This is a genomic window from Pseudocolwellia sp. AS88 (assembly GCF_030551755.1).
Classification (GTDB): domain Bacteria; phylum Pseudomonadota; class Gammaproteobacteria; order Enterobacterales; family Alteromonadaceae; genus Pseudocolwellia.
The window spans coordinates 64,115-88,578 of the sequence record NZ_JAUPEC010000009.1 but is presented as its reverse complement, the minus strand read 5'-3'; the positions used below and the strand labels follow the sequence as shown (position 1 = coordinate 88,578).

General features: G+C 36.4%; 20 protein-coding genes. All 20 read left to right on the top strand.

The genetic code is table 11. The features are described 5' to 3' along the window. Nucleotides 1–21: 21 nt before the first annotated feature. The 20 genes from urtA (at nucleotide 22) to pelG (ending at nucleotide 24,405) form a co-directional block, all read left to right on the top strand. On the top strand, nucleotides 22–1,308 hold the full coding sequence (gene urtA, locus Q5N69_RS08535; protein WP_304368456.1) for an urea ABC transporter substrate-binding protein: 1,287 nt from the start codon (nucleotides 22–24) through the stop codon (nucleotides 1,306–1,308). A 205-nt stretch (nucleotides 1,309–1,513) separates the two neighbouring features. Beyond that, complete coding sequence (gene urtB / locus Q5N69_RS08530; protein WP_304368454.1) at nucleotides 1,514–3,199, top strand: urea ABC transporter permease subunit UrtB; 1,686 nt, start codon at nucleotides 1,514–1,516, stop codon at nucleotides 3,197–3,199. Continuing rightward, the gene (gene urtC, locus Q5N69_RS08525) at nucleotides 3,199–4,425 is read left to right on the top strand and encodes an urea ABC transporter permease subunit UrtC (RefSeq protein WP_304368453.1); all 1,227 of its coding nucleotides are present in this window, start codon (nucleotides 3,199–3,201) and stop codon (nucleotides 4,423–4,425) included. Before urtB ends, urtC begins: the two co-directional genes overlap by 1 nt. Continuing rightward, complete coding sequence (gene urtD, locus Q5N69_RS08520) at nucleotides 4,422–5,291, top strand: urea ABC transporter ATP-binding protein UrtD (RefSeq protein ID WP_304368452.1); 870 nt, start codon at nucleotides 4,422–4,424, stop codon at nucleotides 5,289–5,291. Before urtC ends, urtD begins: the two co-directional genes overlap by 4 nt. Further along, nucleotides 5,288–5,983: an urea ABC transporter ATP-binding subunit UrtE gene (gene urtE / locus Q5N69_RS08515; RefSeq protein ID WP_304368451.1), complete on the top strand. Its 696-nt coding sequence runs from the start codon at nucleotides 5,288–5,290 to the stop codon at nucleotides 5,981–5,983. Before urtD ends, urtE begins: the two co-directional genes overlap by 4 nt. A 33-nt stretch (nucleotides 5,984–6,016) precedes the next feature. Continuing rightward, nucleotides 6,017–6,910, top strand: a complete 894-nt coding sequence (locus Q5N69_RS08510; RefSeq protein ID WP_304368450.1) for an urease accessory protein UreD — start codon at nucleotides 6,017–6,019, stop codon at nucleotides 6,908–6,910. A gap of 37 nt (nucleotides 6,911–6,947) precedes the next feature. After that, on the top strand, nucleotides 6,948–7,250 hold the full coding sequence (locus tag Q5N69_RS08505; RefSeq protein ID WP_304368449.1) for an urease subunit gamma: 303 nt from the start codon (nucleotides 6,948–6,950) through the stop codon (nucleotides 7,248–7,250). Nucleotides 7,251–7,261: 11 nt separating this feature from the next. Beyond that, nucleotides 7,262–7,603 (top strand): urease subunit beta, encoded by a 342-nt coding sequence (locus Q5N69_RS08500; protein ID WP_304368448.1) that lies wholly within the window; start codon nucleotides 7,262–7,264, stop codon nucleotides 7,601–7,603. Further along, a complete protein-coding gene (gene ureC, locus Q5N69_RS08495; protein WP_304368447.1) occupies nucleotides 7,604–9,307 on the top strand; it encodes an urease subunit alpha in 1,704 nt (567 codons plus the stop codon). It begins immediately after the preceding gene. A 507-nt stretch (nucleotides 9,308–9,814) separates the two neighbouring features. Next, nucleotides 9,815–10,312: an urease accessory protein UreE gene (ureE, locus tag Q5N69_RS08490; protein ID WP_304368446.1), complete on the top strand. Its 498-nt coding sequence runs from the start codon at nucleotides 9,815–9,817 to the stop codon at nucleotides 10,310–10,312. 68 nt (nucleotides 10,313–10,380) lie between these two features. Continuing rightward, on the top strand, nucleotides 10,381–11,094 hold the full coding sequence (locus tag Q5N69_RS08485; protein WP_304368444.1) for an urease accessory protein UreF: 714 nt from the start codon (nucleotides 10,381–10,383) through the stop codon (nucleotides 11,092–11,094). Nucleotides 11,095–11,151: 57 nt separating this feature from the next. Beyond that, nucleotides 11,152–11,766 carry an urease accessory protein UreG gene (gene ureG, locus Q5N69_RS08480; protein WP_304368443.1) on the top strand — a complete coding sequence of 205 codons (615 nt, stop codon included), beginning with the start codon at nucleotides 11,152–11,154 and terminating at the stop codon, nucleotides 11,764–11,766. Nucleotides 11,767–11,821: 55 nt separating this feature from the next. Further along, nucleotides 11,822–12,010, top strand: coding sequence for a hypothetical protein (locus tag Q5N69_RS08475; protein WP_304368442.1), 189 nt, complete (start codon nucleotides 11,822–11,824; stop codon nucleotides 12,008–12,010). 325 nt (nucleotides 12,011–12,335) lie between these two features. Next, nucleotides 12,336–15,113 (top strand): endo alpha-1,4 polygalactosaminidase, encoded by a 2,778-nt coding sequence (locus tag Q5N69_RS08470; RefSeq protein WP_304368441.1) that lies wholly within the window; start codon nucleotides 12,336–12,338, stop codon nucleotides 15,111–15,113. Continuing rightward, nucleotides 15,106–18,609: a tetratricopeptide repeat protein gene (locus Q5N69_RS08465; protein WP_304368440.1), complete on the top strand. Its 3,504-nt coding sequence runs from the start codon at nucleotides 15,106–15,108 to the stop codon at nucleotides 18,607–18,609. Before Q5N69_RS08470 ends, Q5N69_RS08465 begins: the two co-directional genes overlap by 8 nt. 10 nt (nucleotides 18,610–18,619) lie before the next feature. Further along, a complete protein-coding gene (locus Q5N69_RS08460) occupies nucleotides 18,620–19,135 on the top strand; it encodes a DUF4136 domain-containing protein (RefSeq protein ID WP_304368439.1) in 516 nt (171 codons plus the stop codon). Beyond that, nucleotides 19,135–20,556, top strand: coding sequence for a PelD GGDEF domain-containing protein (locus tag Q5N69_RS08455; RefSeq protein ID WP_304368438.1), 1,422 nt, complete (start codon nucleotides 19,135–19,137; stop codon nucleotides 20,554–20,556). Before Q5N69_RS08460 ends, Q5N69_RS08455 begins: the two co-directional genes overlap by 1 nt. Nucleotides 20,557–20,571: 15 nt before the next feature. Beyond that, nucleotides 20,572–21,543, top strand: a complete 972-nt coding sequence (locus Q5N69_RS08450; protein ID WP_304368437.1) for a lipopolysaccharide assembly protein LapB — start codon at nucleotides 20,572–20,574, stop codon at nucleotides 21,541–21,543. Continuing rightward, nucleotides 21,536–23,050 (top strand): GT4 family glycosyltransferase PelF, encoded by a 1,515-nt coding sequence (gene pelF, locus Q5N69_RS08445; protein WP_304368436.1) that lies wholly within the window; start codon nucleotides 21,536–21,538, stop codon nucleotides 23,048–23,050. Before Q5N69_RS08450 ends, pelF begins: the two co-directional genes overlap by 8 nt. Then, the gene (gene pelG / locus Q5N69_RS08440) at nucleotides 23,038–24,405 is read left to right on the top strand and encodes an exopolysaccharide Pel transporter PelG (protein WP_304368435.1); all 1,368 of its coding nucleotides are present in this window, start codon (nucleotides 23,038–23,040) and stop codon (nucleotides 24,403–24,405) included. Before pelF ends, pelG begins: the two co-directional genes overlap by 13 nt. Nucleotides 24,406–24,464 lie beyond the last annotated feature (59 nt).

Below are 24,464 nucleotides of genomic sequence, written 5' to 3'. Positions count from 1 at the left end.
TCAATAAAACAGGGTATTAAAATGAAATTGAAAAAACTTATCATCGCGAGTTCAATCGTAGCGAGTAGTTTAGTAACTAGCATCTCATATGCTGCCGACACTATCAAAGTGGGCGTACTTCACTCTTTGTCAGGCACGATGGCAATCAGTGAAACAACACTTAAAGATACCGTATTAATGATGATCGATAAGCAAAATAAAGCCGGTGGTATTTTAGGTAAGCAACTTGAAGCCGTAGTTGTAGATCCTGCGTCTAACTGGCCGCTATTTGCTGAGAAAACACGTGAATTATTAGCAAAAGAAAAGGTAGACGTTATTTTCGGTTGTTGGACATCAGTATCACGTAAGTCAGCTTTACCCGTATTAGAAGAGCTTAACGGTTTACTTTTTTACCCAGTTCAGTATGAAGGTGAAGAGTCATCTAAAAACGTTTTTTACACAGGTGCTGCGCCAAATCAACAAGCTATTCCTGCAATTGACTATTTAATGGATGACATTGGAGCACAACGTTGGGTATTAGCTGGTACAGATTATGTTTATCCACGTACAACAAACAAGGTTTTAAAAGCTTACTTAAAGTCTAAAGGCGTTAAAGACGAAGATATTATGGTGAACTACACACCATTTGGTCATTCAGACTGGCAGAGTATTGTTGCTGAAGTTAAAAAGTTTGGTTCAACAGGCAAGAAAACAGCTGTTGTTTCAACCATTAACGGTGATGCAAATATTCCATTTTATAAAGAGTTAGGTAACCAAGGTATTTCTGCTGAAGACATTCCTGTAGTGGCATTCTCGGTAGGTGAAGAAGAGCTTTCTGGTTTTGATACTAAGCCATTGGTTGGTCATTTAGCCGCTTGGAATTACTTTCAAAGTGTTGAGTCTGATGAAAATGAAACCTTTATTGCTGATTGGAAAAAATACATCGGTGATGACAAGCGTGTAACGAACGATCCTATGGAAGCAACTTACATAGGTTTCAACATGTGGGCAAAAGCAGTTGAGAAAGCTGGAACTACAGATGTTGATGCCGTTGAACAGGCGATGATTGGTATTGCTGTTCCTAACTTAACAGGTGGTACTGCGGTGATGAACTCAAACCATCATTTATCTAAGCCAGTATTAATTGGTGAGATTCAAGAAGACGGTCAATTTGAAGTGGTTTGGGAAACACCAGATACCGTTATTGGTGATGCTTGGTCAGACTTTTTACCTAGCTCTAAAAACCTAATTTCTGATTGGACTAGCCCTGTTAAATGCGGAAACTTCGATGTAACTACAGCCAAATGTTCTGGTCAAAACTTCGAATAAAAACGTAATTAAACGCTAATGGGAAGCCTAGCTTCCCATTTACTCAAAGGATTTTTGCTTAGTAACTCTAACCATCAATAAAGAATTTTTTGAGTAAAGTTTTGTCAGCTTATGCGGTTGTTATTTTCTCAACACAGTGCTTATAAAAATTGGCATATAAACATTACACCGTCTTAATTTCATGTTAACTCTTAAGGAAAACGCAATGTTGCGCATATTTTTACTTTTGATTTGTTGTTTCTTAGCTGGGCAAAGTGTTGCTAGCGAAGTAACGGCAAAAGTAAACGACAACGAAGTCGTTAGTGCAGAGGTTACAATAGCCGAACCACAATCAAACGAGCAAGCTCAGTTAATCGCTTTATTTAAAAAGCTACCTACCACTAAGCTTTCAAAAATGCCTTTATTAATTGAACAACTTTCACAAACAAAGGCACCTCAAATCAAAAAAACTTTTAACTCTTTAATGAACGGTGATTTGTATTACTTAAAAAGTAATAAGCAAATAGTGCATGCACAGCTTAACGCAGATAATAAATACGCATTAACTGATGTATTAACTAATACCAAACTTGAAGCTGTAGCAAAAAGCAAAATTAGAAAAGTTAAAACCAATAACCGATTACGTGGAAAAATACGCAGTTTACTCGCACAGTTAGATTTAACTTTCTCAGATAAAACGGTACGCATTGAAGCGGTTAAGCAAATTCTCGACAAACCTAATGACATAGGTATCGAAACCATTAAAAAGTTGATTAACTCAGAGCAAGATGATGATGTTCGTGAGCTAATGTCAGTAACTTTATTGGTTCAACAATTGTTAGAAGGTGAGCACACAGAAAAATTAGCTGCTGTTAAACAATTAAAAACAAGTTTAGAGCCTTCAGTATTAAATGCGATGGCGACAGAACTTTCTAAAGTTGAAAAGCCAGCTTCACCAGAAGACAAAGCTTTAAAAGTCGCGCTAGAAAAAGCAATGGCAGATATCGATGGCAGAAAAGGACTTTTTGAATTTGCTGAAAATCTATTTTTTGGTATTAGCTTAGGTTCAGTATTGCTACTAGCTGCTATCGGCTTAGCTATTACTTTTGGTGTTATGGGTGTTATTAACATGGCACATGGCGAAATGATGATGCTGGGTGCGTACACCACTTATGTGATTCAACAAGCTTTCCCTCAACTAATCGAATATTCGTTATTAATGGCAATTCCTGCTGCTTTCTTAGTATCAGGCCTAGTGGGTGTTGCAATTGAACGTGGCGTTATACGTCATTTAAAAGGTCGCCCGTTAGAAACGCTACTAGCAACTTTTGGTATTAGTTTGATCTTACAACAACTGGTAAGAACCATTTTCTCTCCATTAAACCGTCAAGTACTCGCTCCTGAGTGGATGAGTGGTTCATGGCAAATTAATCCTATTTTCTCGTTAACCTTTAACCGTTTATACATCATCATTTTTTCATTAATGGTTTTTGTTGCCTTGTTGATGATTTTAAAGAAAACCTCATTAGGCTTACATGTACGTGCTGTATCTCAAAACCGCGACATGGCTAGAGCATTAAGTATTAAAAGTGATTGGGTAGATGCTATTACCTTTGGTTTAGGTTCAGGTATTGCGGGTATAGCAGGTGTGGTATTAAGTCAGTTAACTAACGTGGGCCCTAACTTAGGACAAGCTTATATTATCGATTCTTTCTTAGTGGTTGTATTCGGTGGTGTAGGTAACTTATGGGGAACTTTAGTCGCAGCTATGTCACTAGGTGCATTCAATAAATTCTTAGAACCTGTAACCGGCTCAGTACTTGCCAATATTATTGTATTAGTGGGCTTGGTGTTGTTCATCCAGAAAAAACCGAAAGGACTGTTTCCACAAAAAGGGAGATCAGCAGACTAATGAATATTTCAAATAACGCAAAACATTCAACAAGTGTAACGCAACCAATACGTCCATTAATTCAAAAGCTTGCTCAACTTGGGAGTTTACGTGTTGTTATTGGCTTTCTATTGATATCAGCGTTTTACGTAACTTTTTGTAATATCGCTTTTGCAGAAGGATCTTTCTTTCATGTAAGCGACTATACAGTAAGTTTATTCGGTAAATACTTATGTTATGCCTTACTTGCCTTAGCTGTAGACCTAGTATGGGGATATTGCGGAATACTTAGCTTAGGTCACGGAGCATTTTTCGCTTTAGGTGGCTACGCGATGGGTATGTACTTAATGCGTCAAATTGGCGACCGAGGTGTATACGGTAATCCAGACTTACCTGATTTTATGGTATTTCTTAACTTTACAGAATTACCTTGGTACTGGGCAGGATCAGACAGCGTAATTTGGATGATCGCTATGGTATTTATCGGCCCAGGTTTATTAGCTTATGTGTTTGGCTCTTTAGCGTTTCGTTCACGTGTCAGTGGTGTTTACTTATCGATAATGACGCAAGCGGTAACTTATGCATTAATGCTGGCGTTTTTCCGTAACGAAATGGGTTTTGGCGGTAATAACGGTTTAACAGATTTTAAAGAAATACTAGGATTCTCATTACAAGAACCCTCTACAAAACTTGGTTTATTTGTTGCTACCGCGATTGCTTTAGCGATTGGTTATGCCATTAGTGATTACATTGTTAAGTCTAAAATGGGGCGAGTTGTTACAGCCATTCGAGATGCTGAATCACGAGTACGTTTTGTTGGCTTTAAACCTGAACATTACAAACTTTGGATTTATATCGTTTCAGCTATGTTAGCGGGTGTTGCTGGCGCTTTGTATGTGCCGCAAGTAGGTATTATTAATCCAGGCGAATTCTCTCCACTAAATTCTATTGAAATGGTGGTATGGGTTGCAATTGGCGGTAGAGGAACATTATACGGCGCGTTAATTGGTGCCGTAGTTGTAAGTTACGCTAAAACTCGTTTTACTGCGATTATGCCAGAAGCATGGTTGTTCGCTTTAGGTGGTTTATTTGTATTAGTGACTTTGTATCTTCCAAAAGGTATTGCGGGATTATTACCACATTTATTAAGTAATAAAGATAACGAAGACGATAGTTCTAATAGCAAAGGTACGGATAGTAAAAATAATAGAAGCACAGACATTCAAAAAACGGAGGTTCAATCATGATAGTTGATAAAAATGGTTCTCCTTTGCTAGCAGACGAAAACATTAAACCTGATACTCGTCATGGTGTTATTTTATATGTTGAAGACGTGAGTGTCAGTTTTGACGGCTTCAAAGCATTAAACGATTTGAATCTTTACATAAACGATGGTGAATTACGTTGTTTAATTGGTGCTAACGGTGCGGGTAAAACCACCTTAATGGATGTTATTACGGGTAAAACGCGCCCTGATAAAGGTACGGTAAGTTTTGGTCAGCAAGTGGATTTACTGCAATTAAGTGAGGCTGAAATCGCCAGAGCAGGTATTGGACGTAAATTTCAAAAGCCAACGGTATTTGAAGAGTTATCTGTATTTGAAAATATCGAGTTAAGTTTAGCTGGCGACAAAGGAATATGGACGTCACTGTTTCACAAACTTAGTGGAGAGCAAAAAGACCGTATTGCCGAAATACTTTATACCATAGGACTAACTCAAGAATGTTATTACCCTGCTGGACGTTTGTCGCATGGCCAAAAACAATGGTTAGAGATAGGTATGCTTCTAGCGGCTGAACCGCGTGTATTACTTGTTGATGAACCTGTAGCAGGTATGACAGGACAAGAAACTGAACGTACAGCTGAATTACTAACATCGCTAGCAGGTAAGCATTCAGTTGTCGTAGTAGAACATGATATGGCATTTGTTCGCTCTATTGCTAAGCAAGTTACGGTATTACATCAAGGTTCAGTATTGGCAGAGGGCACTATGTCTGAAATCCAATCGAATAAAGATGTTATTCAAGTTTACTTGGGTGAAGACGATGGCGAAGCTAACGGTTCAGACGACATAGAAAAAGCAATGAGTAACACACAGGAGCAAACAGCATGATCGAGTTAACCTCTGTTAATCAACAATATGGCGGTACGCAAATACTGTGGGATTTGAACCTTAAAATAAAAAAAGGATCTCGTACCTGCATCATGGGGCGTAACGGTGTTGGTAAAACGACCTTACTTAAATCCATCATGGGTTTATTACCTATTAGTTCGGGGAGCTTGATCATCAACGATGTTGATGTGGTTAAAAAGGGCGTGGAAACACGACCTGAAATCGGGGTAGGTTATGTACCACAAGGACGTGATATATTTCCGCAACTTACCGTGGAAGAAAACCTAAAGCTTAGCTTAAATTGTAAACGTCAAAAAAGTAAAACCATACCCGAGCATATCTTTACGTTATTTCCTGTACTTAAAGAAATGTTACATCGCAGAGGTGGAGATTTATCAGGTGGTCAGCAACAGCAATTAGCCATAGGTAGGGCGTTAGTGCTTAATCCTGATATTCTGATCCTTGATGAGCCAAACGAAGGTATTCAACCGAATATCGTACAACTTATTCGTGACGTTCTACTTAAATTAAACAAAGAACACGGCATGACTATTGTACTCGTTGAACAAAAATTACCTTTTGCACGTGCAGTAGGCGAAGAATTTCATTTAATGGAAAAAGGCAATGTTATTGCGTCGGGTGAAATGGTAGAGTTGACGGATGAGTTAGTGAGTAAGTATTTATCTGTGTAAACGGGTAAAAATCAAGCGAATCATAAGTCTATAATGATTATAAAAGAAACAAGCAAGGTAGAACCTAGGCAATGGCTGGCTAAATTAGCATTAACGTTTAGTCACAATGCCTACGGTACTCAACTAAAAACAACATCGCGTAAAGGGCCATTATCGGTTCAAAAAGCTTTCTATCCAGAAGGGCAAGAATGCGCACATATCTATTTGCTTCATCCTCCAGCAGGTATTGTTTCGGGTGACGAGCTTAATGTTGAAATAAACATTGAAGAGCAAGGGCATGTTTTAGTTACCACACCAGGTGCTAATCGCTTTTATCGTGCACGTGAAGACCTATCAATCGGTGAAACAAAACAAACACAAATTACTTCATTACATTTAACTAATGAGGCAGTTGCTGAGAACTTCCCACAAGAAACAATCGTATACGAAGGTGCTGACGGTTTTAATACCGTTGATGTGCATATGTGTGACAACAGTACTTACTTTGGGTGGGATATTACTTGTTTAGGTTTACCGAGTTCAAACCAATATTTCGATAAAGGCCAATACACTCAGCTGAACCGTTTGTATTGTGGTGGTACGCTTATTTATCAAGACCGTATAGAAATATCACCTAAGAACCAATTACTTCACCATATGGCAGGGCTTGCCAGTAAATCTGTATTTGGTACATTCCTAATTTATGCACCTTTACAATTAAACGAACTAAAACAGCGTAAAGAAATTATCGAAGTATTACGCGATATTATAGATGCTGAAAATGCCCAAGAACTGATCAGCATTACAGATATTAGAGGTTTGTTTGTTATCCGTTATTTAGGTGAACAAGCACATCAATGTAAAAACTTATTTATTAAATTATGGCAGCATTTACGTCCTCTTGTTATTGAGGCGTCAGCCATTGAACCAAGAATTTGGCATACCTAATTCTTAGCTTACATTTACAAGAATTTAAGAGAAAATTATGGATTTATTACCTAGAGAAAAAGACAAACTCCTTTTGTTCACTGCAGCACTGTTAGCAGAACGTCGCTTAAATCGTGGTGTAAAACTTAATTACCCTGAAGCGATGGCGTATATTTCTATGGAAATTATGGAAGGCGCACGTGATGGGAAAACAGTTGCTCAAATGATGGATTACGGACGCACACTTTTAACCCGTGATCAGGTAATGGAAGGAATTCCTGAATTGTTAGCTGAAGTACAAGTAGAAGCAACGTTTCCTGATGGAACTAAGCTTGTAACGGTTCATAACCCTATAGTGTAAAGGAGCGTCAAATGTCTTCATCTTCACCTATTAATACATCAGGCAGATTAATTCCTGGTGAAATAAAAACGGATAGTGGTAACCGCGAACTTAATGTGGGTCGCGAACAACTTAAAGTGACTGTTGCCAACTCAGGCGATCGTCCGATTCAAATAGGATCTCATTATCACTTTTATGAAGTGAATCCAGCGTTAACATTTGATCGAGAATTAACTAAAGGCTATCGCCTCGATATTACTTCAGGCACTGCCGTTCGTTTTGAACCAGGACAAGAGCGCGAAGTAACACTGATTGCTTATCGTGGTAAACGCAGAGTATTTGGCTTTAGAGCAGAAGTGCAGGGAGATTTATAAATGGCAACTATTGATAAACATTCATATGCTCACATGTTTGGCCCAACCGTTGGCGACAGAGTTCGCTTAGCAGATACCGACTTATGGCTAGAAGTTGAAAAAGATTACACCGAATATGGCGAAGAAGTTAAGTTTGGTGGTGGTAAGGTTATTCGAGATGGTATGGGACAAAGCCAAGCGTCTTGTTACGAAACAGTCGATCTTGTTATTACCAACGCACTAATTGTTGATCATTGGGGCATAGTTAAAGCTGATGTGGGTGTTAAAGCTGGTCGTATTGCCATCATTGGTAAAGCGGGTAATCCAGACATTCAAGACAATATTGATATTGAAGTCGGTCCTGGCACTGAAGTTATTGCTGGCGAAGGTCAAATATTAACAGCTGGCGGCATAGACGCGCATATTCACTTTATTTGTCCGCAACAAATTGATGAAGCCTTAATGTCTGGCGTAACGACTATGATAGGTGGTGGAACAGGTCCTGCAACAGGTACAAACGCAACAACGTGTACACCCGGTCCTTGGTATATTCATAAAATGCTACAAGCGACAAATGATTTTCCAATGAACTTTGGCTTCTTAGGTAAAGGTAATGCTAGTTTACCGCTAGCGATTGAAGAGCAAATTGAAGCTGGCGTATGTGGTTTAAAACTGCATGAAGATTGGGGTACAACACCTGCCGCTATTGATAACTGTTTAACAGTTGCAGAAAGGTACGATGTGCAAGTGGCTATTCATACAGACACCTTAAACGAATCTGGTTTTGTTGAAGATACGATTGGCGCTTTCAAAGGCAGAACCATTCACACTTATCACACAGAAGGTGCTGGCGGTGGACATTCCCCTGATATTATTAAAGCGTGTGGCGAAGCCAATGTTTTACCTTCGTCAACCAACCCAACACGACCTTACACTATCAACACCATAGATGAACATTTAGACATGCTCATGGTATGTCATCATCTAGATCCTAATATTCCCGAAGATGTTGCTTTTGCTGACTCACGAATTCGTAAAGAAAGTATAGCTGCTGAAGACGTAATGCATGACTTAGGCGCTATCAGTATGATTTCGTCTGACTCGCAAGCGATGGGACGAGTTGGTGAAATGATCACACGTACTTGGCAAACCGCCCATAAAAATAAGCAACAACGTGGACCTTTGGCACCCGATACTGAGCGTAACGATAATTTCCGTATTAAGCGTTACATTGCTAAATACACTATTAATCCAGCAATAAGCCATGGTGTAAGCCATGAGGTAGGATCGATTGAAGTGGGTAAGCTAGCCGATATCGTTTTATGGAAACCTGCATTCTTTGGTATTAAGCCATCAATGATCATTAAATCAGGCTTTATTGCTGCAGCGCCAATGGGGGATGCCAATGCATCTATTCCTACACCGCAGCCTGTGTATTATCGTCCTATGTTTGGGTCTTACGGTTTAGCGACAGCTAAAATATCTATGACCTTTTTATCGCAAGCAGCGGTTGATAAAGGTGTACCTGAAAAAGTAGGCATGACACGTATGGTTGGGGTTTGTAAGAATACTCGAAATATTGGTAAAGACGATATGATTCATAATAGCTGGCAGCCGAAGATAGAAGTGGATGCGCAGACTTATGAGGTGAGGGCGAATGGGGAACTGCTGACTTGCGAACCGGCATCTATATTGCCTCTAGCCCAACGTTATACTTTGTTTTAGTTTTCGGCACAGAGAGCATTTATGCGGCATTGTCTGCACTTTTTATTTCAATCACATAGGTAAACTATGCTCATGAAATAAAAAGTTTGACGGCTTTGCCTAAAAGCTCTCTGTTATGAAAACGTACATCCATAGATGAATAACTTTAGTGAAGGGACGTTGATGGCTCATTGTAAGCACGGTTTATTTCAATCACATAGGTAAACTATGCTCATGAAATAAAAAGTTTGACGGCTTTGCCTAAAAGTTCTCTGTTGTGAAAACGTACATGCATAGATGAATAACTTTAGTGAAGTGACGTTGATGGATTATTGTAGGCACGGTTTATTTCAATCACATAGGTAAACTATGCTCATGAAATAAAAAGTTTGACGGCTTTGCTTAAAAGCTCTCTGTTATGAAAACATATATTGAATAGGTGCTAGTAATTTTTTTAATAATCAAACTAGTTATAAGCTGTTTTTAGTACAAAAGAAAAGCTGAGTTAGAAATAAATTAGGAATGTAGATGTTACAAGTATTTGAAAGACTCGATCACACGCACGATGAGATTGCTGATTCCATCACCTTAGATCAAGACACACGTAAAAAAGCGCGTATTAAAGGTGTAACTGATAAAGGTCAGGATGTTGGGATTTTTGTTGAACGTGGTCATCCATTATTGATCGGTCAGGTACTCAAAACTGAGTGCGGTTTATTGATTGAAGTAAAGGGTAAAGCAGAAGAAGTTTCTACTGCTGTTGCAACAGATTGGTTGTCATTTTGTAAAGTGTGTTATCACTTAGGTAATCGTCATACGTCTTTACAAATTGGTGAACTTTGGGTGCGATTTAAACCTGATTATGTGTTGGAAGAGTTAGCTGAAAACTATGGCTTGAAAATCAACCATACTCCAGCAATTTTTGAACCTGAAAGTGGTGCTTATGGTAAAGGTGGAGGGCATTCACATAGTCACTCACATAGTCATTCCCATGGTGATTCTGATAATCACACTCACGAACACTAGATTTGTTGTTATATGCTGGTTTTTGAAATAAATAGCTTTAAATCAATAGTTAATAAAGGTTTTGTGTTTTGATTAATCATAACGCGTTACAATTTAATCGTCTGTTGCAGTTGTGTAGTGCTAATCTGCCGGTTGGTGGTTTCTCATTTTCGCAAGGTTTAGAGTATGCCGTTGAGATGGGCTGGGTTAAAGATGTGGATTCAACCTTGAACTGGGTTGAATTAAACTTATCTCAGTCAATTGCACGTACAGATTTAGCGATAATTAAGCGACAATATGAAGCACTTCTAAATAATGATACTTCAGCTTTTATTAAATGGAATCAGCACCTAATTGCCTGTCGAGAAAGTAACGAATTACACCTTGCTGATGTAGCAATGGGGAAAGCACTTATTCGTTTATTGAAGCAATTAGATTCACCCGAAATTCAACAAGGTTTAGAGAAGTATGAAGCTTTAATTGAACCTGAAAATATCGGTAGTGATATCAGTTTTGTGAGTGCTTTTGTGTTAATTGGTTCGTTATTTAAATTAGATTTGATGTTGATTCAAAGTGGTTACTGTTGGACTTATATTGATAACCAAGTCGCTGCAGCAACTAAGCTTGTTCCTTTAGGGCAAACTCAGGCACAGAATTTATTATTTGATATTACCGAGAAAGTAGAAGCATCTATTCAACTCGCCAATAGTTTGCAAGATGAAGAGATTGGTGCAAGTTTACCGCGTTTAGCTATGGCAAGTGCATGGCATGAAACGCAATACACCCGATTGTTTAGATCTTAGTAGATACATATTTATTAAGTTTAAGTTAAAAAATTAAAGATTAAAAAAGAGAATATTATGAAAAAGAAACAAGTATTACGAATTGGCGTCGGCGGACCTGTTGGTTCTGGTAAAACAGCTCTATTAAGAGAGTTATGTATCGCTCTTCGCGACAAATACGATATGGCTGTGGTAACTAATGATATTTATACACGCGAAGATGCAGAGTTTCTTACTCGTCATAATGCTTTAGCAGAAGATCGTATTATGGGTGTTGAAACGGGTGGTTGTCCTCATACAGCTATTCGAGAAGATGCTTCAATGAATCTCGCTGCAATTGATGATCTTCACGCTTTACATCCGAATTTAGATTTTGTTCTCGTTGAGAGTGGTGGTGATAATTTAAGTGCAACTTTCAGTCCTGAACTTTCTGACCTGACTTTATATGTTATAGATGTATCAGCAGGTGATAAAATTCCACGTAAGGGTGGTCCAGGAATAACTAAGTCCGATCTTCTTATTATTAACAAAATCGATGTTGCTGAATTGGTTGGTGCATCTTTAGAGGTTATGGATCGCGACGCTAAGAAAATGCGTGGCGATAAGCCTTTTGTTTTTAGTAACATGAAAACAAAGCAGGGCTTACAAGACATTATCGACTTTATTGAAAGTGAAGGTATGTTGAAGATATAAGATTAAAGCTATTTAAATACCTATTTGAATTAATTGAGTAAAAAAGGAAATATAAATGAAAACTATCATGATTTTTTTAAGCGCACTAATCACAGTGTTTACAAGTACTGCAGCATTAGCACATACAGATCACGGCTTAGGTGAAGGTATGTTGCATGCTACCTTTCACATTGTATTTTGGTTTGTAATGTTCGCTGTTATTTATAAAGCAACTATGTGGTTTAAAGCTAAAAATAAGAAATAAATTGTGACTGAGTTAAGTTTTTTCTTGAATGAGACAATAACTTTATTTATGTAACTTGGTTATTTTGCTTTAGAGAGCTTTTTAGCTCTCTTTTTTATTTTAAATCAATGTAAAACTCCACTAAAAATTTGTATAGCTATTCTACTTAATATTCAAAAATACAATTACTTAGTTTGGCATGTTGCATGCAATTTTTATTATTAAAAAAATAATTATTTAAGCTTACATCGTTTGTAAATAAGATGTTATAATTTGTAACATAAATAATTGTTTAGTTTATAAATCAAACAATAAAGGACTCCACTGTTTTTCTCAAGGATCGATCTTGCTAATTAAACTTTTTAATTCGCTTTATAAAAACATTTTTGTTTTTATATGCCTTATATTTTCCTTAAATGTAAGCGCTGAAAATCACTCATCTCCAAAATCTATAGCTTTTTATTATCAGCACGTAGACTCCGTTCGTGAACTCTTAGTTTATGACCGTGTGGTTTTAACACCTTCAGCGATAACATCAAGACAACTTAAACAACTTCATAAAGGCGAAGTAGAAACTTTTGCCTATTTAAGTGTTGGAGAATTGCATGGAGATAAAATTTCCGAAGAGTTTAAACAACACATTATCTCTCATAACCATGACTGGGATAGTGCCATTATGGATATGGCGTCAGAGTTCTGGAAAAACTATTTATTAACTAAAACATCGGAATACAAAACCAAAGGTTTTACTGGTTTATTCTTAGACACTTTAGACAGCTATAAAATAGCAAATACAGATACAGAGTTTCAAAAACTACAACAACAGGGTTTAATTAATGCGTTAAACGAACTTAATCAATTAATACCTAACTTAATTTTAAATCGCGGCTTCGAAATTGTTTCTCAATTAAACTTTAAACCAAGTGGTGTTGTCGCTGAGTCTTTGTTTAAGGGTTATAACGTTGCTGAAAGTAGTTACTATGACACAGATCCTGCAGGACAAGCTTGGTTAATCGACCGATTAAATGAAGTTCGCGCACTAAATATTGAAGCGATTGTCATCGATTATCTTGATGGTAATAATAGAGTTGAACAAAGAAAAGCAGCTAAAGCACTCTTAAAGCATAACTTCACGCCATATATTAGTGATGGATTATTAGAACAGTTCGGCATTAGTACCATAGAGCCTATTAAACGAAGAGTTTTAACCTTTTACAGTAATCAAGACGTGCTCAGACATGAAAGTAATTGTAGTCGAATTCTATCAACCATTATTGAATACAATGGCTTTGTGCCTGAATGTGTAGCTATTGAAGAAGCAAATCTTAATAGTATTGATACCACGCGCTATCAAGCTATTGCTTTTTGGTTGGAGCCTGTTTCATATAACAAAGAAATTTTTAAGTGGATTGATACTTGGTTTGGAAAAACACGCCTTGTTCTTTTAGATTATTTACCTCAAAACTCCGTATTTCTAAGTAAACTAGGTATTGAACAAATGGGTACTGAGTTGTCAGGTAAATTAACCATAAAACAACAGAATCCAGCTCTTGAGAAATTACTACCTTTTAGTAACGCTTCCTTAAAGCATTTACCTATATATCAGGTTAAAAACTCTACAACAAAAGCTCAACTTACGCTAGAAGATGAAAAAGGCAATACTTCAGTTGCAGTTTTTACTGCTCCTTGGGGAGCTGTTGTCTTAAAGCCTGCTGTAGTACAGAGTTTAGATTTAGAGAAACGTTATTGGACTTTTGAACCTTTTAAATTTATTGATCTGATTTTTCAACTGCCTACAGTTCCAGTTCCAGATATTACCACTGAATCAGGTAACCGTATTTTAACAGCTCATATCGATGGCGATGGTTTTCCGTCACGTGCGTGGATGCCTAACAAACCATTTTCTGCCGATGTATTACTGCAGCGTATTTTCAAAAAATATACTATTCCACATACCGTATCTGTTATTGAAGCTGAGATAAGTGCTGATGGTTTACATCCTGAAAACAGCGCAGAAATGGAAAGTATTGCTAGAGAAACCTTTAGATTACCTCATGTTGAAATAGCTTCTCATACCTATAGCCATCCATTTTTTTGGGATGATCGCGTAGATCTAGGTGAAAAACAGTATGGAGATACGTTACCCATACCTAATTATACTGTTGATTATGATAAAGAAATATTTGGTAGTGTTGATTACATCAATGACAAGTTAGCTCCTAAAGACAAAAAAGTTAAAATGCTTTTATGGTCAGGAGTTGCTGATCCTACTGAAAATATTATAGAGAAAACTCTAAAATACGGTTTGTTAAACGTAAATGGTGGAAGTACATTTGTGGTTAACGGGGAAGATTCTATTGCTCAAGTATTCCCGCATTTAATGTGGCATGAAAATGCAGTGCAAGTTTATGCACCTGTTATTAACGAAAACCTTTATACAAATCTATGGACTGAAAACTATTCAGGATATGCACGTGTTATAGAAACTTTTGAACTACTTGGTTATCCAAAACGCCTTAAAACTATCAGTATTTATTATCATATGTATTCAGGTGTATATCCTTCATCTGTGGAAGCGTTAGAAAAAATTTATGACTGGGTATACACCCAAGAATCCACTCCGCTTTATTTAAGTGAATATGCAGAACGTGCACGTACTTTATATGAAACAGGAATAGGAAAACCGCTTAATAATGAATTTGATTTTTTGATCACATCTACAGGTATCAAAACCTTACGATTATCAGAAGCATTTGAACATGTGGATTTATCGTCAACACCCGTTGCTGGTTGGAATAAAGGGCCTGACGGACGTTACGTTTCTTTAGTGAAAACCAGAACACCTATTAGCTTTATATCAAATAAACCTAAATTACCTTACTTAAATAATGTGAATGGCGTAGTTAATAAATGGAAAATTTCACAACACAGTAAAAAATCTCAATCTATTGAAATGTCGGTAACAACACATATGCCATTAAACTTAATCATAAGCCAAGGAAAGCAATGTAAATTGGTAAAAAGCAACACCGACTTTACAGTTAAAGTTAAAGGTAGCAGTTTAAGCTTAACATCACCAAAAGCAGGTAAGTTCACAGCGACATTGGAGTGTAATAATGGTTGATGAAAACGCTCCACTAAAGCATACAAGCTTAGTTAACAAAAAAACTTTATTCACTTTAGGTGCCGTTGTTGTTGGACTTTTGGTCTTTTTACTTCCTGAAGATGGAGATTTACTTGGGCATCTTGATGAGTCTAAAGAACCTGAAATTGCTATTGCCTTTTTAAAAGCCTTAGAAGAAAAAGATGAAGGGGCACTTCCTGTTCAGCTTTCATTAGCAATTAACTATAACAAGGCAGGTAGGTATCAAGACGCTATTGATGCGGTTATACCTTTTACTAAATTCAAAGATGAAATAGAACAATGGCAGGCTAAACGCTTGTATGCTGATTCAAGTGTTAAATTGATCAGCCAAGCAACAGAGGAGCAACCAGATTTACATCAAGCGTTAAAAAATGATCTTGTTCTTTTTATTAACCAACTGCATTCAATACCTAGCGCAGACTTAGCACGACTATTTGCTGATATTGCTTTGCAAATTGGTGAACCAGTAACAGCGTTAGCTATACTTAAACAGTATAAAGACTCGGGCATAACCTCGAATAAAGAATTAATTAACATAGCTTTACAATCAAACAAGGTTGATTACGCCATTGAGTTACAAGAAGTTGAATACAAAGAAAATTCTACGGTTGATACCTTAACTGAATTACTCAATTTATATCTTATTCAAAGTGAGTGGGATAAAGGTAAATCAGCTATTTTATCATTTGATCAAGGGCAAGAGCTAACAGAGCAATATTATTCATCATCTATTAATTTTTTATTGTCAGGCGGGCGCTTAGGTTTAGCATCAAGCTTAGCATTAACTAAATCTGAGCTTTTTGAAACAGAGAAAAACTACGAACATGCTTCACGTTTGTTCGCCCAAAAAGGTGATATAGACAAAGCTGTTAAATTATTAGAAAAAGCACTTAGTTATAACGACAAAGAAGCTTATTTGGTTACTTTACATCAATATAATAGATGGTTAGGAGATCCAAAAGCCGCTTTAGAAATTACGCATAGATTAGAGCAGTTTGAATTAAACGAAAAACAATTACGTTCAGGTATTGAAGAAGCTTCAGCGGTTTCAAATTTAGCATCACTTAGCCATTTTTATCATCAATTAGGGCAAAAAGGTTTATTATTGGTTAATGAATATGACCTTTGGTTAGATAACGCTGAAAAAGCCATAGGCGCAAATAAGGTTATTACGCAACTTGAAGAACTTCTTGCCGATGCAAAAGAGTCGAGTCCATTATTACAAAAGCTGGTTAAGTTTTATTACAATGTAGGTAGTTACGAAGAAGTCAGTAATGTTTGGGACACTATAGCGAGTAAAACCCCTTTAAGTTTTAAAGATGTTAATTATTATGCTGATGCCTATAAGAAAATGTGGCAACCAGAAAAGTCACTTGAAGTACTAACATCAATAAATGATATAGAAAAGGCTGACGACGATTACTTACAAAAAGTTTCGTCTTTAGCTTGGTATGTGTCAGATAAACCGTCTCTTAAGCGCATTCAAAAATTACAGAAAGTTGAAAACATCGATCCATCTAAATTCATTAACGCTCATTCACCTATTGAAATGGCAGACAGTGAACTGTTTTACAACTTTTATAAAAAAACGGGTAACTTATCAGTATTAGAAGCTTTTGCAGCTCAAGCGATAAAAGAGAAAGACGAAAGCAAATTTTTAGAAGCCATAAACTTAGTACAACTTCATCAAGGCACTTTGCCTAATTCTTTTTTAATTCTTAAAGTTCAGTATGCAATTAAACATAAATTGTTTGATGAAGCCTCTGGTTATTTAGATGGTATGCTCGCGAGCAATAATACAGATGAATCGGCTATTGAGTCGTTGATTTGGTTAAATATTGAAAGAAAAGACACTGAAGCTTTAGATGAGATTTACCAAAAGTACAAATCAAACTTAGCTGATTCGCCACAGCTATGGTCTTCATTTGCTGCAGCATCAAATATGCTCGGTCGTTATGAAGAGGCAAAAATATGGTACATCAAAAAAATAAATAACGACAAAAACATACCTGCTGAATTATTAGATTTAGCCAATGTATTAGAAAAGTTAGACGATAGCTTTAGTGCCAATATCATTCGAAAACACGTTGCTAGCCATTTAACCAATGAACTTTTTAAGTTGCCTAACGGTGATAGAACTTACCGTTCTCTTGCCTCTATCTTTATTGGTGAATCAATCGCATCAAGTATGGTTGAAGCTGCCTTAAAGAATGAACCGAGTAAAGAAAAAGCCCATGAACTTTTATTTTATTACATTGATCAAGAAAATCATGAAAAAGCTCGTTTCCTGCTGAAATCATCGTGGTTAAAAAATTATGATTTACCTGATAGTGCAGAACTAAGACTTGCTTTACTAGAACGTAATCCATCTAAAGTACTTGAACTGGTTAAGTTTTCATTATTCTTAACTCCAGGTGAGCGTTTAGCTGCCTTGAATAATATTGGAGAAAAGAAACTTGCATGGGAGGTGGGTATTAATGCGATTGAAAACAAAGAAAGAACCGCTGAGCATTCTTTACTGTTAAATGGCTTATCAACTATTCATCAAGAAAGAGTGTATGCCTTACGTTTTCAACATAAAAGCTTCAGCCAATGGGACGTAACTGAAAATGAACTAGGCTATTACCAGCCTTTAGGCAATGGTTATGTTCGACTTTTTGCGCGTGATATTGATAGTGGCCCGCAACGACTGTTAACGACAAATATCGCCTTCGACGCACAGCAACTGGAAGGTAAATATGGTTTTTCTGTAGATAGTTTACAAACAGAAATAACAGCCTTACTTGATAACAGATTCAGTAAAACCTCATTAGGTATTCAGGTGGAAGCTCTATATAAGTTTTCAAAATATATATCTGTTGCCACTGATGTTGCTAAAAACATGGGGGCTACCACCAGCAAAAATATGATGATGCTGGGCAAGAAAGACGCTATTTCAGCCACTGTGTTTTTAAATCCAACTTACCGAGAAACCATAAGTGCTCAAGTAAGTTATCAAAAATATAAAAGCTTATTTGGTGAAGATATTGCCAACAACTTGTCTGTTTCTCTAAAAGCTCAAGAAGCGCTTTTTTATAATAATCCAAGCTGGTCAGTATATGCGCAATATGTTTATGAAAAATCAGACAAAAGCCCAGACCCATTAATAAAGCTTGCCAAAGAATTAAAAATTAATCGTCCCTTATTTGGACATGATTTTATTGCAGGAAAATACCAACAGTTTTCTTTAGGACAAAGGATAAGTAACGGTAATGTCGGGACTCCTGGTGCACTTTCTCAGTTCCCAAGTTACTGGCTTGATACAGCAGTAGGTTACAACTTTGTACAAGATCAAATGGTGTTTGATGTTCAAACCGGCATAGGGCTACCTGTGTTTGGTAACGACGAATTATATATGTCTGCTTTATGGCAGTCGGCAGATAAAAGAGGTGATAAAAATGTCAATTTATCACTGGGTTACTACTTAACATTTTAAAGGAAAACAAATGATTAAATATTTATTAGTAGGAGCCTCAGCATTAGTGCTAGCAGCATGCTCTTCATATAACTTACCTGACAGCCCAAAGTTAGACAGTAAAAAGCAATGGGTTGTTATGCCGTTTAATAACTATTCAGGTGCAGCATTTGCGTCTGAACAAGCTGAAGAAATCACAACATCAGTGTTTAAAGAAGAAGAAGTAAATATAAAAATCTATCAAGTATCAGACCTTAACTTGTTAGATACCGTACTCGATCCTTCTATCAAAACTACGGCTGCCAAAAAGTGGTTAGCAGATCAAAAAGCCGATTACATAGTTACTGCATCTGTTGCTGAATGGAAATATAAAAGTGGTTTAGATTCAGAACCATCTGTTGCTATAACGTTAAAAATAACAGATGCAAAAACTAATACTTTGTTATGGCAAGGTACTGGTGCAGGAAACGGTTGGGGTAGAGAAAATTTGGCTCAAACAGGTATGGAAGTTATCAGCGAAATGGTTGAAGAGTTAGATTTACACTAATGAAACAAAAGATAAAACCTAAAAAGCAACCAAACAAGTTTGGTCAAAACATACATAAACGTGTGCTTGTTGGATTGAAAAACGACAAAATGGCTTTTGTGGAAAGTCTAGTTGTTGCCATTTTATCGCTTCTTAGCTGGTTTTTTATAGATCGTGAATCAGGTAACACATCACACAATTATTTCTTTTGGCCTATGCTAGGACCTATTCTTATTTCTCTAAGATATGGATTCTCAAAAGGCTTTCAATGTTTTGCCTTTTTGACCGTAAGTATGTTTTTTCTTAAACAGCTAATGTTTGAAGATATAAACTTTAGTCTACCGATCCTTATTGGTAGTGGTCTTATCATTATGATTACAGGTGAGTTTACTGATTATTGGCGTAAATCAATTAAAGAGAACGAACTTAATTATATTTATATGGAGCAAAAACTACAAAGTTTTACTCAAAGTTATTACTTATTAAAAATATCCCACGATCAACTTGAGCAACGTGCTGCTAGTAAGATCATGAGTTTAAGAACCAGTATTCAAATTTTACAGAAAACCGCACTCACTAAAGTAGATAATCGTTTAGAAAGCCTTGGTGACGAGTGTTTGCATATTTTGTCTGATGTGGTTGGTATGTACGAAGCGGGTATTTATTTAGTCAAAGACGATCTGGTGCAAAACAACTGCATTAGCGCCATCGGTAAAGGTCATAGTCTAGTTCTAGATGATCCTATGTTACTTGAAATGTTGGACAAGAAACGTATTTTTACACCAGCTAATATTCATGATGTTCAAGATGAAGAACTTCATTATCAGTTAGTGATCCCACTGGTAGATTCATACAATAAATTACAAGGTGTTGTACTGGCCGAAAAAGTAAAATTTGTTGCTCTTACCGATGCCAATCTAGCGCTAATTTCATTAGTGGCTAGTTACATGGCTAATTTTATGTGTGAGAAATTATACACGCCAATTTTAAAGCCTGAACAAGGTAAAATCTTCAATCAGTATTTAGAACAACTGCACTTTAATAAACTGCATTATGGTGCAGATAGCGCTTTAGTTATTTTTGTTGATAAAAGCCCTGAACAAACTTTACCCATTAAAAAGTTTATCGACTACCGACGTGGTGCAGATATTTACTGGAATTGTTTCACCCCTAAAGGTGAACACGCCATGGTAGCTTTATTGCCTATGACAACTGTTTTCGAGGCAAAACAATTTATTGATAGATTACTCAGCGTCGTAAAAGATAAATATGATGCTGATGTTAGACAGCTCGAAATTCTAGGGCCATATGTTGCCTTTAGTCAATCTGATGAAGTTACCAAAGTATTATCAACTTTAGGTGAAGCGCCAGTGACGCAAGATGTAAAGGCTAAAATTAGCAAAACAGTTATACCTAACGACTTTCTTAATATTAAAGCGTAGAGAAGAGATTATTTAATGATATTTGCGCTTTCGTTATTAACTTTTATTTTAGAATCCTTAAGTCTTTATGTCATCAACTCTGATGTATTTAGTGAAGGTGGTTGGCTGTATTATTTTATTACTCATGGTTTAGCCGCTATATGTTTCACCTGTTTATGTTGGTTGTTTTTATCTAATAATCATAAGAAACATGGCATAACATCACTAAGTTTTGTTCTAGTTATCAGTTTATTTATGCCTATAATTGGCATGATAGGTCTAGTGTTTTCTCTAGTTTTAGCACTTAATTTGCCAAAACCTCAAAAGAATTATGAGTGGCGTAGTGTAGAACAATTAGCTTTACCTAAATCTCCTGATGCACCCAATAATTTAAGCTATGGAATGGGATCATTACGCGGAATTCTATCTTTTACCAATAACGAAACACAACGCTTAGCTGCCGTTAATGCTATTTGTTATTTACCTGATAAAGAAGCTATACCTTTATTCAAAATTGCGCTTAATGACTTGTCGGACGACGTGAGGTTATTAGCTTATTCGTCTCTCGACAAAATCGAATTTAAGATAAACGAAACCATAGAGCACTTACAAAAGAAACTTGCTGTCAAACCCAATGCAATTACAGCTCATCAAATTGCTCAAAATTACTGGGAGCTTTATTACTTGGGTTTAGCTGATTCACCTCTAAAAGATCATTATTTAGTTAAAGCACAAGAATATTTATTACTGGCTTGTAAACATGAATCTCTACCTAAAGTTAATCTTTTACTAGGAAAAGTTTTATTAGCTCAAGAAGATTATTCACAGGCAATATCCTCCTTAGAAGAAGCATTAAAAGGGGGCTTACTGATGAAGCAAGTCGCACCATATTTAGCTGAAGCTGCATTTATGATGAATAACTACACGAAAGTTCGCCAATACATGATGTATTTACCTAAAAACTACGGCAACTCATTAAGTGAGTTAAGGAGCTTTTGGAGTGAATAATTCTAAACCTGTCGATATATGCTTGTTACTTGAAGGTACTTACCCGTATATACGTGGCGGCGTTTCAAGTTGGGTACATCAAATTATTAGAGGATTACCCGAATACAATTTTTACTTAGTTTTTTTAGGTGGTGATGCCAGCGCATACAATGAAATGGTTTATGAATTACCTGATAATGTGGTTGGTATTCAAGTTAATTATTTACTGCAAAAGTCTAAAATAATGAAACCTAGCCCACGTAGGGGTAATTCATATGCATTTCAATTGTGGAAAGATATTTTAAGTTACTTTCAAAAAACTGATGAGCCTATTAATAATGGAATGCTACAAGATATTCTTAATAACTTAGCTGAAAATAAAAAAGTGAGTGTGGATGACTTTTTATACAGCGAAGCTTCTTGGGAAGTGATCACTGAAATTTATGAAAAATTTGGAGGTAATCACTCATTTGTTGATTTCTTTTGGACCTTTAGAAATATCTATTCACCGTTATTTGAACTAGCAAAAGTAGCGAGAAATTTACCTGAGTGTAAGGTGTTTCATAGTATATCCACTGGTTATGCTGGATTTTTAGGGGCTTTATGTCATCAACAAACTAAAAAGCCTTTTGTATTAACAGAGCATGGAATTTACACAAAAGAACGTAAAATTGATTTAAGCCAAGCCAGTTGGATCCCAAGTAGACACAGTGCCTTTGATGTTAGCCTACACAAGAAAATAGAAATGACACGAGGTACATGGATCAAGTTTTTTGAGCAACTGGGTCTTACCGCGTACCATCAAGCCGATAAAATTATTGCCTTGTACGAAGGTAATCGACAACGTCAAATTACCGATGGTGCACCTGCCAACAAAACCAATGTTATTGTTAATGGCATTAATTACGATCAATTTGTTCAAGCTTATGATTTACGACCAAAAGAGCCACCTAAAGTTGTTGGCTTAATTGGTCGGGTGGTTCCAATAAAAGATATAAAGACTTTTATACGAAGTATGCGTGTTGCTATTAATAATGATCCTACTCTTGAAGGTTGGGTCATTGGCCCTGCAGATGAAGATTTAGAATACTACGAAGAATGCAAAACCTTAGTCGATAGTTTGTCACTAACCGATCAAATTAAGTTTCTAGGTATGCAAAACATCAAAGAAATTTTACCTAAAGTGGGTGTTGTTATTTTAACCTCAATTAGTGAGGCTCAGCCGCTTGTTTTATTAGAAGGCATGGCTGCTGGAATTCCTTGTATTGCAACTGAAGTGGGTTCTTGTCGAGAAATTGTTTATGGCATGTCTAGTGACGATAGAGCTTTAGGTGCCTGTGGTGAAATTATTCAAATAGCTTCACCTAACGTAACCGCTGTAGCCATCAACAATATTTTATCTGATCCAAAACAATGGCGAAAAATGGGCGATATAGGACGTGAACGCGTTAAAAAATATTATGTTGAAAAGATGATGTACGAATCTTATCGAAATATTTATAAGGAACAAATTTCGTGGCAGGAATAGGATTTGAATTAAGGAAGATCCTTAAAAAGAACACACTTTTATCTATTTTTGAAGCCTATGGCTTAGCGGGTGTGGTTAGCTCAGGGCCTTGGGTTTTATCTATTGTCGCGCTAATGGTTATTGGCTTTTTAAGTATAGGGAAAGTATCCCAAGATGTTGTTATAGTTCAATTTTTGGTAATTGTTACTTATCTGATGGCAGGCTCCTTAATTTTAAGTGGTTTGTTTCAATTAATGTTAACCCGCTTTATTGCAGATCAATTTTTTAGTAAAAATCAAGAAGCCGTTACGCCAAACTTATTGGGCTGTATGGTAGTGAGCAGTATTTTGGCTGTTTTAGTTGGCGGGGCTGTTCTTAGTTTTAGTGAATTATCAGCAGCGATCAAAATTGCTATATTATCCTCCTTTGTAGTTTTGTGTAACTTATGGCTTATTATCATTTTTTTAAGTGGTATGAAGCAATATTATCGTATTTTAATCACGTTATTAGCAGGTTATGGTGTGATGATAGTGGGCAGTTTAATATTTGCTTCTTTTGGCTTAATTGGGTTGTTAAGTGTATTTGCTTTCAGCCAAGGCTTGATCACCTTCGTATTCTTGTTTTTTGTTTTACGTTACTTTCCATCAAAAAAATTGGTAGCTTTTGACTTTTTAAACCCAAATAAGATATTTTTCTCGTTAGTGTTATGTGGGCTTATATACAACGTTGGCGTGTGGATAGATAAGTTCTGTTTCTGGATGAATCCAGTATTAAATGTGCAAGTAATCGATATTTTCTATGCGTCGTTTATCTACGATTTACCTATATTTTTAGCCTACTTAGCTATCATTCCAGGTATGGCTGTTTTTATGTTACACATGGAAACAGACTTTGCTCAGTCGTGTGAAAAGTTTTACAAAACAGTGCGTGAGGGTGGTACTTTACAGTCTATTTATGTTCTAAAAGAACGCATGGTAGACGACTGCCAAAAGAGTATTTATCAAATATTCAAAGTCCAAGGTATTACGCTAGCGCTTTTACTTTTATGGGCAAAAGATATTCTTGAAGCTCTTGGGATAGATGCTGCTTATTTACATTTATTGTATGTAGATTTAGTTGGCGTAAGTTTACAAGTTTTAGTGATGGCTATTTTAAATGTGATGTTCTATTTAGATAAAAGGCATCAAGCTTTAGCTTTAGTTACCTGTATTGTGATCACCAATTATGTTTTTACTCAAATTAGCATTTATTTAGGTCCGGCATTTTATGGCTATGGATTTACTCTCGCTATGTTAACAACCACATTAATGGGATTAGTACAGCTAAATGGGCAGTTTAAAAATTTAGAATACCAAACCTTTATGCTACAAGATTAAAAGCAGAATATAGAATCTACACCGCTGATCAAAAAAGCCAGATCCCCCATATTATAAAA